We start from the raw sequence: 13,937 nt of genomic DNA, 5'->3' as shown, positions 1-13,937 counted from the left end.
GCCGTCACTCGTCGGGCGCCTCGGTGGGCGGCGGGACGTGGACGACGACCTTGCCCGACGCGAGGTCTATCGGCCCGTGGCCCGGATCGCCGTCGCCGACGTCCTCGCGGGTCAGCTCCAGCCGGTTCTGCTCGTCGCGGGTGTGCTTGCGGCCGGGGGAGAACAGTTCCTCGAATGCGTTGAACACCATGCCTCCGTCCGTCGGCGTCCCTGACAGCGTATGCCTCACTCGGCCGAACCGGACACGAGCGGACCGGCCGGGAAGAGCGCCAGCCGGTGGGCGACCGCCGCCGCCTCGCCGCGGCCGGAGACGCCCAGCTTGGCCAGGATGTTGGAGACGTGGACGCTGGCCGTCTTCGGGGAGATGAAGAGTTCCTCCGCTATCTGGCGGTTGGTGCGGCCGTCGGAGACCAGGCGCAGCACATCGCGTTCCCGGCTGGTGAGGCCCAGGGCCTCGGCCGGGTCGGCGGGGGCGCGCTCGGGCCCGGCGGCGCGACCCAGGGTGAGGCGGGCGCGCCGGCCGAGCAGGTCGACGGCGTCGGCCAGCGGACGGGCGCCGAGGTGCCGGGCGACGGTACCGGCCAGGCGGAGCAGTTCCGTGGCGCGGGCGCGCTCGTCCTCACCGCCGGTGTCCAGGAGGGCGGCGGCGAGCCGGTGGCGGACCCGGGCGAGTTCGTAGGGCCGCTCCAGGCACTCGAAGGCGGTGACCGCCTCCGTCCAGAGCGCCGGGGTGTCCCGGCCCTCGGCCCGGTGGAGTTCGGCGCGGACCCACTTCTCGTGGGCGAGCCAGACCGGTGCGCCGGTGGTCAGCGTCTTGGCGGTGCCCGCGAGCCGTTCCAGGGCCTCGGTCCGTCCCTCCTCGGCGGCCGGCAGCCCGCGGGCGTCGGCCTCCGCCTGGACGGCGGACAGCAGCAGCGGCCAGCCGTAGCGCTGGGTGCCGGGCGGCAGGCCCGCGTCCAGCACCCGGCCGAATTCGGCGCGGGCCTCCTGGACGCGGCCCTCGGCGGCGGCGATGCCGAGGGCGAGGGCGGCCAGCGGGAGGCGGTACTGCGGCATGGGGTCGTGCGTGCCGTAGGCGGCGCGGGCCTCGGCGAGCAGCCGGGCGGCCTCGGCCGTCCCGCCCCGCGCGAGGGCGATGAAGGCCCGCTTGAGGGCGGCGCCGCCGCGTGGGGCGGGACCGCGCCCCGGGGCCGAGGCCCGCGCCGCGGCCTCCAGCGCCTCGTCCCAGCGGCCGAGCGAGATCAGCGACTCGGAGAGATTGCCCCACACCCATGCCTCGGACTCCAGCAGCCCCATGCGCCGGGTGATCTCGACACCCTCGCGCAGGATGCCGATCGCCTCCTCGGAACGCCCGACGCTCTCCAGCACGGAGGGCAGGTTGACGTGGCTGCGGGCCACCACGGCGGAGCGCCCCTGCGCCACCACCTGATCCCTGACCTGGAACATCTCGGCGAGTCCGGCGTCGATGTGCCCCGCGTCGACCATCAGGCCGCCCAGCGTGAGCCGGGCGTTGAGCTCGATGTCGGCGGCGCCGACCATGCGCGCGTACTCGACGGCCCGTTCGGCGGCGACGACCGCGTCCGGACCCGGGTCGTGGAGCATCGACCAGTTCGCGGCCATGGCCAGCACCTCGGCGTGCACCTGGGAAGGCGGCAGGCCGCGCACCAGTTCCTGGGCGATGCCCAGCTCCCGCCAGCCGTCGCCGCGTCCCTGGGCCTGGACCAGCAGGGAGCGCTGCGTCCAGAACCAGGCGGCGCGCTGCGGGTCCCGGCCGCTCGCGGGCATGCCCGCGCCCGCCTCCTGCTCCTCCTCCAGCAGGCGCAGCGCCCGCTTGGTGATCTTCAGGGCGCGTTCCCGCTCCCCGCACAGACGGCCGGCGACGGCGGCCTCCGCCATCAGGTCGAGATAGCGCAGGGGCGCGGTGGCGGGATCGCAGCCGCAGGGCGGGTAGACCTCGGTGTAGTCGACCGGGCGCAGGGTGGCGCGGACCTCGTCGGGGACGGAGTCCCACAGCTCCATCGCGCGTTCCAGGAGCCTCAGTTGCTCGGAGTAGGCGTGGCGGCGGCGGGCCTCGACGGAGGCGTCCAGCACGGCAGGCAGGGCCCTGGCGGGATCGTGGGCGTGGTACCAGTAGCTGGCCAGGCGCATCACGCGCTCGGCGGCGGGCACCAGCGTGGGGTCGGCGTCCAGGGCCTCGGCGTAGCGGCGGTTGAGGCGGGAGCGCTCGCCGGGGAGCAGGTCGTCGGCGACGGCCTCGCGGACCAGGGAGTGCCGGAAGCGGTAGCCGTCCCCGTCGGGCGCGGGGAGCAGGATGTTGGCGCCCACGGCGGCGCGCAGGGCCTCGATGAGGTCGTCCTCGGCGAGGGAGGCGACGGCGGCGAGCAGCCGGTACTCGACGGTGGAACCGCCCTCGGCGACGATCCGGGCGACCCGCTGGGCGCTCTCCGGCAGGGCCTCGACGCGGACCAGGAGCAGGTCCCGCAGGGAGTCGGTGAGGCCGGTGCAGCAGCCCTCGTGGGCGGCGACGGCGAGTTCCTCGACGAAGAAGGCGTTGCCGTCGGAGCGTTCGAAGATCTCGTCGACCTGGAGCGGGTCGGGTTCGTACGCGAGGATGCCGGCGATCTGCCGGCCCACCTCGTCGCGGGTGAAGCGGCCCAGCTCGATGCGGCGGACGGTGCGCAGCCGGTCGAGTTCGGCCAGCAGGGGGCGCAGCGGGTGGCGGCGGTGGATGTCGTCGGAGCGGTAGGTGGCCAGGACGACGAGGCGGCCGGTGCGCAGGGTGCGGACGAGGTAGGCGATCAGGTGGCGGGTGGAGGCGTCGGCCCAGTGCAGGTCCTCCAGGACGAGGACGACGGTGTGCCGGGCGGCCACGCGCTCCAGCAGGCGGGCGGTCAGCTCGAAGAGCCGGGCCATGCTCTCCTCGTCGTGCCGGCCGCCGCCGGTGACCGGGGCGCCCTCGCCCAGTTCGGGCAGCAGCCGGGCCAGCTCCTCCTCCTGCCCGGCGGCGGCGTCCGCCAGCTCCCCGGGGAGTTGGCGGCGCAGGGCGCGCAGGGCGGTGGAGAAGGGCGCGAAGGGCAGCCCGTCGGCGCCGATCTCGACGCAGCCGCCCAGCGCGACGACGGCGCCCTGCCGGCGTGCGGCGTCGGCGAACTCCTCGACGAGGCGGGTCTTTCCGACGCCGGCCTCGCCGCCGAGCAGCAGGGCCTGCGGCTCGGCAAAGGCGGCGCCCTCGAGCGCCTCGTTCAGGGTGGCCAGTTCGCCGGCGCGGCCGACGAACACGGGACTGACGGACCTGGTCTCCACGGGAGGGAGCATCGCACGCGAGTCCGGCGGCGGCGCAGCTGTTTTCGCCAGGTGGACCGCGGACGGTACGACGACGGGGAGGGCGGCCGTGCGGCCGTCCTCCCCGTGTCCCCCGTTCACGCGGCCCGGGCGAACCGGTGCCGGCGGAAGCGCGACGTATGGCTCTCCTCCGGCGCGGCCGTGCGCCGGGCGTCCCGGCGGGCGGCGCGACGGGCACGGACCGCTTCGCGGGCCAGCCGGGCCTGGTCGGCGCGGCGGATCAGTTCGGTGGCGCGGGTCTGCTGGATCTCGTACTCGAACACGGTGTGTCTCCTGGGGTGAGGCCGGTTGTCGCTTCGCTGTCCTGCGATGCCTCAACCTTCGCCGCCCAGGGGGGTCCGCCACATCGGGTAAGTTCCGCATCTTCGGCGCCGGGCGGGGCCTTAGACGCGTGTGAGGGTGCTCGGACACGCCTAAGGGGTCCCAGGGCACGCGCCGTGAGGCGCGTGGATTCCCTAAGACCCCTCCGAAAGCCCTGGTCAGCCGGTGGACGGCAGACCGAGCAGGATGTCCGTGTACTTCAGGACCGCGAGCAGCAGGCCGATGACGCCGAGGGCGACGCCCGCCCAGGAGACCGACTTGATCCAGGGGGCCTGCGGGCGGCCGGGCGCGCCGAACGCGGGCCGGGCCAGCACCACGACGCCGACGATCAGCGCGACCAGGGCGAACGCTCCGCCCCACAGCGCGGTCGCGTGCCAGGCGTCGCCGTAGCCCTTCTCGATCAGCGTGCCGACGTTCGACGACGAGGAGGTCTCCAGCTGGCCGATCAGCGACTCGCGCGCGGAGGCCACGGTGCCGACCCAGCTGCCGGTCAGCGAGACGATGCCCAGCCCGGCGGAGACCACGGCCGCGGCGCCCTGGCCGACTCCGGTGGAGCCCTCCTTCTCGACGGCGCCGCCGGCGGCCGCCTGCGACGCCGTGTCGTCGTCCGTGTCCGCGGCGGCGTCCTCGGCCTCCCCGGCCTCCCCGACCGTCTGATCCGTCGCGGCCTCCTCCTCGGCCTTGACGGTCTTCTCGTCGTCGGTCTTCACGCCGGTCTCGTCCACTGTCTTCGTTCCCATGCCTCGCACCGTACGGACGCTGTCTGAGAGGTCCCTTAATGATCCCTTTGAACGGCACGCGCGCGTGCCTCGCGTGCCGCACGCCACTCGGGCGCCAGCACCGCCCACACCTCGATGTCCTGGCGGACACCGCGGTGGACGGAGCTTTCGCGCAGCACGCCCTCACGCATCATGCCGAGTCGCCGGGCGGCGTTGACACTCGGGGTGTTGGCGGACGACGCGTGCCACTCCACGCGGTGCATGCCGCGCTCGTCGAACGCCCAGTCGATCAGGACCCGGGCGCCACGCGTGACCAGGCCCTTCCCCGTCCCGGCGGGCTCCAGCCAGCAGCCGATCTCGCAGACGCCGGCGGCGGCGTCGAAGACCCTGAACAACAGTCCGCCGACGAGCTTGCCGTCCAGCCACAGCCCGTGCAGGAAGCCGCTGTCGGCGGCGTGCCGGTCGGCGTAGGACTGGAGGATCTCCCGGGCCGAGGCGACGTCGGTGGCCTTCGCGCCGAAGGGGATGTGCTGTGTGATGAACTCCCGGCCCCGGTCGAGGTGGGCCAGGAACTCCTCGGCGTGCCAGGTCTCCAGGGGGCGCAGCTCGGCTCCGTCGTCACCCAGTGGTATCGCGTACATCCTGCTGTCGTTCCTCCTCCGCAAGGACGTCCGCCACTTCGGCGTCCGTCGCCGCGGCCAGCCTCTCATGGGCGGCCCGGCACTCGGGCGGCTCGATGCTGATGCGCGGCAGGAGCTTGTCCAGGCGGCGCGGAAGCCACCAGTTGGCGCCGCCGAGCAGGTGCATCAGGGCGGGCACCAGGAGGGTGCGCAGGACGAAGGCGTCCAGGGCGACGGCGGCGGCGAGCGCGATGCCGAACATGGCGATGACGCGGTCGCCGCTGAGGACGAAGGCGAGGAAGACGGAGATCATGATGACGGCGGCCGAGTTGATCACCCGGCTGGTCTCGGCCAGACCGACCCGGACCGCGCGGCGGTTGTCGCCGGTCTCGAGCCATTCCTCGTACATCCGGCTGACCAGGAAGACCTGGTAGTCCATGGAGAGCCCGAAGAGCACCGACACCATGATCACGGGGAGGAACGGCTCGATCGGGCCGGCGCTGCCCAGGCCGAGCAGTTCGCTCCCCCAGCCCCACTGGAAGATCGCCACGACGATGCCGAAGGAGGCGGCGACGGCGGCGACGTTCATCGCGGCGGCCTTGACCGGGATGCCGATCGAACGGAAGGCGAGCAGGAGCAGCAGGCAGCCCAGGCCCACGACCACCCCGACGAAGAGGGGCAGCTTGCCGACGATGACGTCGGCGAAGTCGTCGTAGCCGGCCGTCACGCCGCCGACGTGCACGTCGAGCGCGGTGCCGGTCTCGGCGCGGGGCAGCACCTCCGCGCGCAGCCGCTCGACCAGTTCGCTGGTCTGCGGGGACTGCGGGGACGACTCGGGTACGACGGTGAGGTACGCGGTGTCACCCGCGGAGTTGTAGGACACCGGTGTCACCGAGGCGACGCCCTCGGTGGTGCGCAGGGAGGCGTCGAGGTTGTCCAGGGCGAGCCGGTCCTCGGCGCCGCCGACCTCGGTGACCAGGGTGAGCGGGCCGTTCACGCCGGGTCCGAAGCCCTCGGCGAGGAGGTCGTACGCCTGGCGGGTGGTGCTGCCCCGGGGGTCGTTGCCCTGGTCGGAGGTGCCCAGCCGCAGCCCGAGGGTGGGCAGGGCGAGGACGGTGATGACGACGAGCGCGAGGGCGCCGAGCAGCTTGGGGTGGCGTTCCACGAACGCCGACCAGCGGGCGGCGAACCCGGTGGGCAGCTCGGGCTCGGGCCCGTGCTCGGCGAGCCGGCGCCGCTCGCGCCGGCTCAGGGCGCGCGGGCCGATGTACGACAGCAGCGCCGGCAGCAGTGTGACGGAGGCCGCGACGGTGAGGACCACGGTCAGCGAGGCGGCGATGGCCACGCCGTTGAGGAAGCTGAGCCGGAGGATCAGCATGCCCAGCAGGGCGATGCACACGGTCGCACCCGCGAAGACGACGGCTCGCCCGGTGGTGGCGACGGCGTTCTCGGCGGCCTCCGCGACGGTGAGCCCCCGCTTCAGGCCGCGCCGGTGCCTGGTGACGATGAACAGCGCGTAGTCGATGCCGACGCCGAGGCCGATGAGGGTGCCCAGCATGGGCGCGAAGTCGGCGACGGTCATGGCGTGGCCGAGCAGGGTGATGCCGGCGTAGGCGGTGCCGACGGAGACCAGCGCGGTGGCGATGGGCAGCAGGGAGGCGGCGAGGGAGCCGAAGGCGAGGAAGAGGACGACGGCGGCGACGGCCACGCCGACGGCTTCGGCGAGGTGGCCCTCCGGCGTCTCGGTCAGCGCGACGGCGCCGCCTCCCAACTCCACCTGGAGCCCGTCGGTCTCAGCCGCCTTCGCGGTGTCGACGACGGCCCGCGCCTGCGCCGGGTCGATGTCCTGCGAGGCGTCCTCGAAGGTCACGGTGGCGTAGGCGGTGCGGGCGTCCTCGCTGATCCGCGGCGCGTCCGCGTCGTCGTAGGGGTTGGTCACCGCGGCCACGCCGGGGAGGTCCGCGATGCGGTCCAGGGTGCGGGTCATGGCCTGTTCGACGCCGCTGGCGCGCACGGTGTCGGTCGTCGTGTGCCAGACGATCGTGTCGCTGTCGCCGCCGAGGCCGGGGAAGCCGGAGGCGAGCAGCCGGGAGGCACGGTCGGAGTCGGTGCCGGGCACGCCGTAGTCGTTGGAGTACGCCGAGCCCGCGACGCCGGCGGCCGCGGCGACCCCGCCGAAGGCGAGGAGCCAGAGCAGGACGGTGACGAGACGACGTCGAACACACCAGCGTGCGAGGGCTGCCACGAACGTGCTCCCAGGTGTCTATTTGTGGATCTTTGACCGGGAACAGTCGTCCTTGGTGTGAACCGCCCGCAAAGAACGCATGAGCAATGCGCAATCACTCTTGCAGGCGAAAGTGATCGTTTGCCGACTTAGTGGGCTTATTCACAACAACGGCCCTGGGGAACTCGTCGTGGTGACGGGTCCCCAGGGCCGTCGGTGCCGGGCCGCTGGAGTGCTCGGGGGCTCAGCCCTCGGAGACGCCCAGCTTCTCCAGGATCAGCTCCTTGACGCGGGCCGCGTCCGCCTGGCCACGGGTCGCCTTCATGACGGCGCCGACCAGGGCGCCGGCCGCGGCCACCTTGCCGCCGCGGATCTTGTCCGCGACGCCCGGGTTGCCGGCGATGGCCTCGTCGACGGCCGCGGTGAGCGCGCCCTCGTCGGAGACGACCTTCAGGCCGCGCTTGTCGACGACCTCGTCCGGCGTGCCCTCACCGGCGAGGACGCCCTCGATGACCTGGCGGGCCAGCTTGTCGTTGAGGTCGCCCTTGGCCACCAGTTCGGTGACCCGGGCGACCTGCTCCGGCGTGATCGCCAGCTCGTCCAGGGCCTTGCCGGACTCGTTGGCGGCGCGGGCCAGCTCGCCCATCCACCACTTGCGGGCGGAGGCCGCGTCGGCACCGGCGTCGATGGTGGCGACGATCGGGTCCAGCGCGCCGGCGTTGAGGATCGCCTGCATGTCGGTGCCGGAGATCCCCCACTCCTCGCGGAGCCGGTTGCGGCGCACCAGCGGCAGCTCGGGCAGGCCGGACCGGATCTCCTCGACCCACTCGCGGGACGGGGCGACCGGCACCAGGTCGGGCTCCGGGAAGTACCGGTAGTCCTCCGCCTCCTCCTTCACGCGGCCGGAGGTCGTGGACCCCGTGTCCTCGTGGAAGTGGCGGGTCTCCTGGATGATCGTGCCGCCCGACGAGAGCACCGCCGCGTGGCGCTGGATCTCGAAGCGGGCGGCGCGCTCGACGGAGCGCAGCGAGTTGACGTTCTTCGTCTCGCTGCGGGTGCCGAACTTCTCGGTGCCGTTCGGGCGCAGCGACAGGTTGACGTCGCAGCGCATCTGGCCCATCTCCATGCGGGCCTCGGAGACGCCGAGGGCGCGGATGACCTCGCGCAGCTCGCGGACGTAGGCCCGGGCGACCTCGGGGGCGCGCTCGCCCGCTCCCTCGATCGGCTTGGTGACGATCTCGATGAGCGGGATGCCGGCGCGGTTGTAGTCGAGCAGGGAGTGCGAGGCGCCGTGGATACGGCCCGTCGCGCCACCGACGTGCGTCGACTTGCCGGTGTCCTCCTCCATGTGGGCGCGCTCGATCTGGACGCGGAAGGTCTCCCCGTCCTCCAGCTGCACGTCGAGGTAGCCGTCGAAGGCGATCGGCTCGTCGTACTGGGAGGTCTGGAAGTTCTTCGGCATGTCCGGATAGAAGTAGTTCTTCCGGGCGAAGCGGCACCACTCGGCGATCTCGCAGTTCAGCGCGAGACCGATCTTGATCGCCGACTCGACGCCGGTCGCGTTGACGACCGGGAGCGCGCCGGGCATGCCGAGGCAGACGGGGCAGGTCTGGGTGTTCGGGTCGGCGCCGAGCGCGGTCGAACAGCCGCAGAACATCTTGGTCTTGGTGCCGAGTTCGACATGGACCTCGAGGCCCATGACGGGGTCGTACGACGCCAGCGCGTCCTCGTACGACACCAGGTCGGTCGTGGTGGTCACGGTGTAACTTCCCTCTCAGCCCAGCAGGACGTCGTCGTCGCCCAGGCGCTTCAGCTCGCGGTAGAGGATGGCGAGGTTGGTGACGACGGCGGCACCGGTCACGACGGCGTCGAGCAGCCGCAGCGTGTCGTTGTCGCCACGCGCCTTCTTGATCTGCTTGTAGACACCCACGGCGCCGAACGCCGAGGTGGCCATCGAGACGTACAGACCGGACTTGGACTTCTTGAAGCCCTTGGCCTTGGACAGTGCGCTCACAGCGACGGTGCCTCCTCGATCAGCGGGTGGCCCCACTTTTCCACGAAGGCGGCCTCGACGGCGGCGCCGACCTTGTAGAGCCGGTCGTCCTTCATGGCGGGGGCGATGATCTGCAGACCCACCGGCAGGTTGTCCTCGGGAGCGAGGCCGCAGGGCAGCGACATGGCCGCGTTGCCCGCCAGGTTGGTGGGGATGGTGCACAGGTCGGCCAGGTACATCGCCATCGGGTCGTCGGCGCGCTCGCCGATCGGGAAGGCGGTGGTCGGGGTCGTCGGGGAGACGATCACGTCGACCTGCTCGAAGGCCCGCTCGAACTCCTGCTTGATGAGGGTGCGGACCTTCTGGGCGCTGCCGTAGTACGCGTCGTAGTAGCCGCTCGACAGGGCGTACGTGCCGAGCATGACGCGGCGCTTGACCTCGGGGCCGAAGCCGGCCTCGCGGGTCAGGGAGGTGACCTCCTCGGCGGAGTGCGTGCCGTCGTCGCCGGTCCGCAGGCCGTAGCGCAGGCCGTCGAAGCGGGCGAGGTTGGAGGAGCACTCGGAGGGGGCGATCAGGTAGTACGCGGAGAGCGCCAGGTCGAAGGACGGGCAGTCCAGCTCGACGATCTCGGCGCCCAGCTCCTTCAGCAGTTCGACGGACTCGTCGAAACGCTGGACGACACCGGCCTGGTAGCCCTCGCCGCGGAACTGCTTGACGACGCCGACGCGCATGCCCTCGACGCTGCCGTTGCGGGCGGCCTCGACGACCGCGGGGACCGGCGCGTCGATGGAGGTGGAGTCCATCGGGTCGTGTCCGGCGATCACCTCGTGCAGCAGGGCCGCGTCAAGGACCGTGCGGGCGCAGGGGCCGCCCTGGTCGAGGGAGGAGGAGAAGGCCACCATGCCGTAGCGGGAGACGCCGCCGTACGTCGGCTTGACGCCGACCGTGCCGGTGACGGCCGCCGGCTGGCGGATGGAGCCGCCGGTGTCGGTGCCGATGGCGAGCGGGGCCTGGAAGGCGGCGAGGGCCGCGGAGGAGCCGCCGCCGGAGCCGCCGGGGATCCTGGTGAGGTCCCAGGGGTTGCCGGTCGGGCCGTAGGCGCTGTTCTCCGTCGAGGACCCCATGGCGAACTCGTCCATGTTGGTCTTGCCGAGGATGACGACGTCGGCGTCCTTGAGGCGCTTGGTGACGGTCGCGTCGTACGGCGGGATCCAGCCCTCGAGGATCTTCGAGCCGACGGTCGTGGGCACGCCCTCGGTGGTGAAGATGTCCTTGAGCGCGAGCGGGACGCCGGCCAGCGGGCCGAGCTTCTCGCCGCGCTCGCGCTTGGCGTCCACGGCACGGGCCTGGGCGAGGGCGCCCTCCCGGTCGACGTGCAGGAAGGCGTGCACCTTCTCGTCGACGGCCTCGATGCGGGCCAGGTGGGCCTCGGTGACCTCGACGGCCGTCAGCTCGCCGGAGGCGATCTTCTCGGCGATCTCGGCCGCGGTGAGCTTGATGATGTCGCTCATGGCGGTTACTCCTCCCCCAGGATCTGCGGCACCTTGAAACGCTGCTGCTCCTGGGCCGGGGCGCCGGAGAGCGCCTGCTCGGGCGTGAGCGACGGACGGACCTCGTCCGGCCGCATGACGTTCGTCAGCGGGAGCGGGTGCGAGGTCGGCGGTACGTCTTGGTCGGCGACCTCACTGACGCGGGCGACCGCGCCGATGATGTCGTCCAGCTGTCCCGCGAAGTGCTCGAGCTCTTCGGGCTTCAGCTCCAGACGCGCCAGCCGGGCGAGGTGGGCGACCTCCTCGCGCGTGATGCCAGGCATGCAGCGTTCCTCTGGGGTGAGTGTGTGGTTGGGGCAAATCGGCTTTGGCAAGTCGGTTTGGCCCAATCCTATGGGGCGGCGCCCCGTGCCCGTGAAACGGTTTCCCCCGCCGTCGGCTCAGGCGCGGCGGGCGTCCCAGGCGGGGCTGCTCAGGAAGTGGTTGTCGTACCGCTCCTGGACGTCCAGGAGGCTCTGCGGGGTGGCCACGGGCCCGGGGTGTCCACGGCTCCGGATGGCGGGTGCCCCGGACGTCCCGGCCCGTGACGCGGGCGTCAGCCGAGCCGGCCCGGGTCGTCCGCCGCCGCGGCGGGGAGCGCCGCGGCGGGCCGCTGCCAGCCCCGGGCACCGCGGGCCAGCAGCCAGGCCGTGGTCTCCTCCGGCGGCATCGCGGCGGCGACCAGCCAGCCCTGTACGGCGTCGCAGCCGAGGTCGCGCAGGCGCTCCCAGGTCTCGTCGTCCTCCACGCCCTCGGCGACGACCAGCAGGCCGAGGGAGTGCGCGAGGTCGACGGTGCAGCGCACGATCTCGGCGTCCTCGGTGTCGACGGCCAGCCGGGCGACGAACGAGCGGTCGATCTTCAGCTCGCTGACCGGGAGCCGGCGCAGGTGGACCAGGGAGGAGTAGCCGGTGCCGAAGTCGTCCAGGGACATCTTCACGCCGTGCCCGGTCAGGGCGTTCAGGGTGTCGGCGGCCCGCTGCGGGTCCTCCAGCAGCACGTGCTCCGTGATCTCCAGCTGGAGCGCTCCGGCCGGGACGCCGTGCCGGGCCAGCCGGGCGGCGACCGAACCGGCGAAGCCGGGGGTGTGCACGTCGCGCGGGGAGACGTTGACCGCGACCGGCACGAAGAGGCCCTGGGAACGCCAGTGGGCGACCTGTTCGAGCGCGGTCTCCAGCACGTACTCGGTGAGGTGCGGCATCAGCCCGGAGGACTCGGCGATCGCTATGAACTCGTCCGGCGGCACCTTCCCCCGCTCCGGGTGCACCCAGCGCACCAGCGCCTCCAGGCCGGCCACCTGTCCGTCGAAGCGGACCTTCGGCTGGTAGTGCAGCTGCACCTCGTGGGCGTCCAGGGCGCGGCGCAGGTCGCCCAGCAGGCCGAGGCGGTCGGGGGTGTTGGAGTCCCGCTTGGACTCGTAGACCTCCACGCCGGTGCGGTCCCGCTTCGCCTGGTACATCGCCACGTCCGCCCGGCGCAGCAGCCCCTCGGCGTCCAGCGCGTGGTCGGGGAAGACGGCGACGCCCGCGCTGGCCTCCAGGACGAGGGTGAGTCCGTCCAGGTCCATCGGGGAGCCGAGAGCGCCGACGAGTCCGCGGGCGATGCGGGTCGCCGAGGTGGTGGAGTCGGCGACGGGCAGGAGGACGGCGAACTCGTCGCCGCCGAGCCGCGCGGCCTCCGCTCCGCGCGGCAGGGCCTGCCGCAGCCGGTCGGCGGTCTGCAGCAGCAGCCGGTCGCCGGCGAGGTGTCCGAGGGTGTCGTTGACCGACCGGAAGCGGTCGAGGTCGATCAGCATCAGGGCGGCGCGGGCACCGATGCGCTCGGCGTCGTCCAGCGCGGTCCAGGTCCGCTCCAGCAGCCACTGCCGGTTGGGCAGGCCGGTGAGCGGGTCGCGCAACTGCTCCTCGGCGCGGGCGCGGGCGATCCACAGGGTGGAGTCGAGGGCGATCAGCGGGATCGCGAACAGCGGCAGCAGCAGCGGCTTCGCGACGGCGACCACGCAGACCAGCGGGGCGATGCCGAGCAGTGCCACGGCGACCAGGCCCTGTCTGACCAGGGCGGTGCGGGCGACGGTGGGCAGGCCGGCCCGCGGGGTCTGCAGGTACCACAGCAGGGCGCGGGTGACGGCGAGGTAGGCGACGGCGACGAGCACCACCTTGGGCGCCGCGTACACCCCCCAGGTGGCCGGGTCCCAGGGCTCCTCCACGGACGGCACGGAGCCGCAGACACCGAGCAGCGTCGCCCCCGCGGCGATACCGAGGATGTCCACCGCGCCGTGCAGCACACCGTGCCGCCAGCGGCCCCGGCGGGCTATGCCGACCAGGACGACGACGGTGAGGCTGACCATGCCGGCCGGGACCCAGCCGTAGAGCAGCAGGACCGCCAGGGTGAGGGCGGCGCCGGAGCCGGTGCCGCCCCACCAGCGGGAGCGGCCGAGCATGACCAGGTGGCCGACGACGATGCCGGTGAGTACGGCCAGCGCCCAGCCGGCGGTGCCGGACGGGAAGAGCGCGTGGCCGCCGGTGAACGCCCGGTAGAAGCCGGCGCCCAGCACGAAGGAGGCGGCCGCGACGACCGCCGAGGGCAACGCGGGCCAGGGCAGGTGCCGTTCGCCGTCGGCGTCCGTGCCGACGGGGGCGGTGCCGGGCCGCGACGGCGCGGCGCCGGGGCCGGGGATCCGGCCTCGGGGGCCGCGGCCCGGTGCCCGGGAGGCCGGTCCGCGCCCGCCGGCCGGCCGCGTCGGCACGGGGCCGGTCGTCGACGCGGACGGCGTGTGGCCGGTTACCGACGGAGCCGAGACGTGGCCGGTACTCGACCGGGGGGCTCCCTGGCCGGTCGGCGGCGGCGCGGAGTCCTGGCCGGTGTGCGACGCCGGCGGGCCGCCGCGGCCCGTCGGCGGTGGCGCCGAGGCGCGGGCGGTCGCGGGCGGTGCGCAGCCGCGGGCGTCGGCCGCGGGGCTCGGTGCGCCACCGCCCCGCCGCCCGAACCACCGGCTCGCGTGCCACGCGCCCGCCATGCGGCGCAGACGCAGCCGTGAGCCCGCGGCGGCGCTCTCGGTCGGTTCCATTCCCGTCCCTCTCACAGCCGGCGGTGCCCACGCCACGCGGCTCCCGCCTCGACCACCATCAACGGCTCCGCGTTGGAGAACCCTTCTCCCTGTCCCTCGGGGCAGGGGAATGCCCCGACCGC

At 73.3% G+C, this 13,937-nt stretch carries 11 protein-coding genes; all 11 read right to left on the bottom strand.

What is annotated here, in order from left to right; translation table 11 throughout:
• Positions 1-4: 4 nt before the first annotated feature.
• The 11 genes from ACFZP7_RS24515 to ACFZP7_RS24465 all read right to left on the bottom strand — a co-directional run bounded on the left by ACFZP7_RS24515 (position 5) and on the right by ACFZP7_RS24465 (position 13,815).
• Positions 5-190, bottom strand: a complete 186-nt coding sequence (locus tag ACFZP7_RS24515) for a DUF6191 domain-containing protein (protein WP_019329762.1) — start codon at positions 188-190, stop codon at positions 5-7.
• A 35-nt stretch (positions 191-225) separates the two neighbouring features.
• Positions 226-3,315 carry an AAA family ATPase gene (locus ACFZP7_RS24510; RefSeq protein WP_371848180.1) on the bottom strand — a complete coding sequence of 1,030 codons (3,090 nt, stop codon included), beginning with the start codon at positions 3,313-3,315 and terminating at the stop codon, positions 226-228.
• A 104-nt stretch (positions 3,316-3,419) separates the two neighbouring features.
• Positions 3,420-3,605 (bottom strand): hypothetical protein, encoded by a 186-nt coding sequence (locus ACFZP7_RS24505; RefSeq protein ID WP_019329760.1) that lies wholly within the window; start codon positions 3,603-3,605, stop codon positions 3,420-3,422.
• A gap of 216 nt (positions 3,606-3,821) precedes the next feature.
• Positions 3,822-4,403, bottom strand: a complete 582-nt coding sequence (locus tag ACFZP7_RS24500) for a hypothetical protein (RefSeq protein WP_030970765.1) — start codon at positions 4,401-4,403, stop codon at positions 3,822-3,824.
• A 35-nt stretch (positions 4,404-4,438) separates the two neighbouring features.
• The gene (locus ACFZP7_RS24495) at positions 4,439-5,023 is read right to left on the bottom strand and encodes a GNAT family N-acetyltransferase (RefSeq protein WP_164287777.1); all 585 of its coding nucleotides are present in this window, start codon (positions 5,021-5,023) and stop codon (positions 4,439-4,441) included.
• Positions 5,001-7,247: an MMPL family transporter gene (locus tag ACFZP7_RS24490; RefSeq protein WP_385635723.1), complete on the bottom strand. Its 2,247-nt coding sequence runs from the start codon at positions 7,245-7,247 to the stop codon at positions 5,001-5,003. Before ACFZP7_RS24490 ends, ACFZP7_RS24495 begins: the two co-directional genes overlap by 23 nt.
• 223 nt (positions 7,248-7,470) lie before the next feature.
• Positions 7,471-8,985, bottom strand: a complete 1,515-nt coding sequence (gatB, locus tag ACFZP7_RS24485) for an Asp-tRNA(Asn)/Glu-tRNA(Gln) amidotransferase subunit GatB (protein WP_019329756.1) — start codon at positions 8,983-8,985, stop codon at positions 7,471-7,473.
• 15 nt (positions 8,986-9,000) lie between these two features.
• On the bottom strand, positions 9,001-9,240 hold the full coding sequence (locus tag ACFZP7_RS24480) for a hypothetical protein (protein WP_019329755.1): 240 nt from the start codon (positions 9,238-9,240) through the stop codon (positions 9,001-9,003).
• Positions 9,237-10,730, bottom strand: coding sequence for an Asp-tRNA(Asn)/Glu-tRNA(Gln) amidotransferase subunit GatA (gatA, locus tag ACFZP7_RS24475; protein WP_019329754.1), 1,494 nt, complete (start codon positions 10,728-10,730; stop codon positions 9,237-9,239). The genes ACFZP7_RS24480 and gatA overlap by 4 nt, the downstream gene beginning before the upstream one ends.
• A 5-nt stretch (positions 10,731-10,735) precedes the next feature.
• On the bottom strand, positions 10,736-11,032 hold the full coding sequence (gene gatC / locus ACFZP7_RS24470) for an Asp-tRNA(Asn)/Glu-tRNA(Gln) amidotransferase subunit GatC (RefSeq protein ID WP_003973500.1): 297 nt from the start codon (positions 11,030-11,032) through the stop codon (positions 10,736-10,738).
• Between the two features lie 272 nt (positions 11,033-11,304).
• A complete protein-coding gene (locus ACFZP7_RS24465) occupies positions 11,305-13,815 on the bottom strand; it encodes an EAL domain-containing protein (protein WP_385635720.1) in 2,511 nt (836 codons plus the stop codon).
• Positions 13,816-13,937 lie beyond the last annotated feature (122 nt).

The organism is Streptomyces sp. SudanB5_2050 (genome assembly GCF_964272335.1).
Lineage (GTDB): Bacteria > Actinomycetota > Actinomycetes > Streptomycetales > Streptomycetaceae > Streptomyces > Streptomyces rochei.
Note: the sequence above shows the minus strand (reverse complement) of the source record. Positions and strands in the feature narration are given on the sequence as shown.

What these genes read in the sequence shown, in the direction of transcription:
- ACFZP7_RS24515 (WP_019329762.1), bottom strand. Translation starts at nt 190, where the DNA reads ATGGTGTTCAACGCATTCGAGGAACTGTTCTCCCCCGGCCGCAAGCAC.
- ACFZP7_RS24465 (WP_385635720.1), bottom strand. Translation starts at nt 13,815, where the DNA reads ATGGAACCGACCGAGAGCGCCGCCGCGGGCTCACGGCTGCGTCTGCGC.
- gatA (WP_019329754.1), bottom strand. Translation starts at nt 10,730, where the DNA reads ATGAGCGACATCATCAAGCTCACCGCGGCCGAGATCGCCGAGAAGATC.
- ACFZP7_RS24495 (WP_164287777.1), bottom strand. Translation starts at nt 5,023, where the DNA reads ATGTACGCGATACCACTGGGTGACGACGGAGCCGAGCTGCGCCCCCTG.
- gatC (WP_003973500.1), bottom strand. Translation starts at nt 11,032, where the DNA reads ATGCCTGGCATCACGCGCGAGGAGGTCGCCCACCTCGCCCGGCTGGCG.
- ACFZP7_RS24500 (WP_030970765.1), bottom strand. Translation starts at nt 4,403, where the DNA reads ATGGGAACGAAGACAGTGGACGAGACCGGCGTGAAGACCGACGACGAG.
- ACFZP7_RS24510 (WP_371848180.1), bottom strand. Translation starts at nt 3,315, where the DNA reads ATGCTCCCTCCCGTGGAGACCAGGTCCGTCAGTCCCGTGTTCGTCGGC.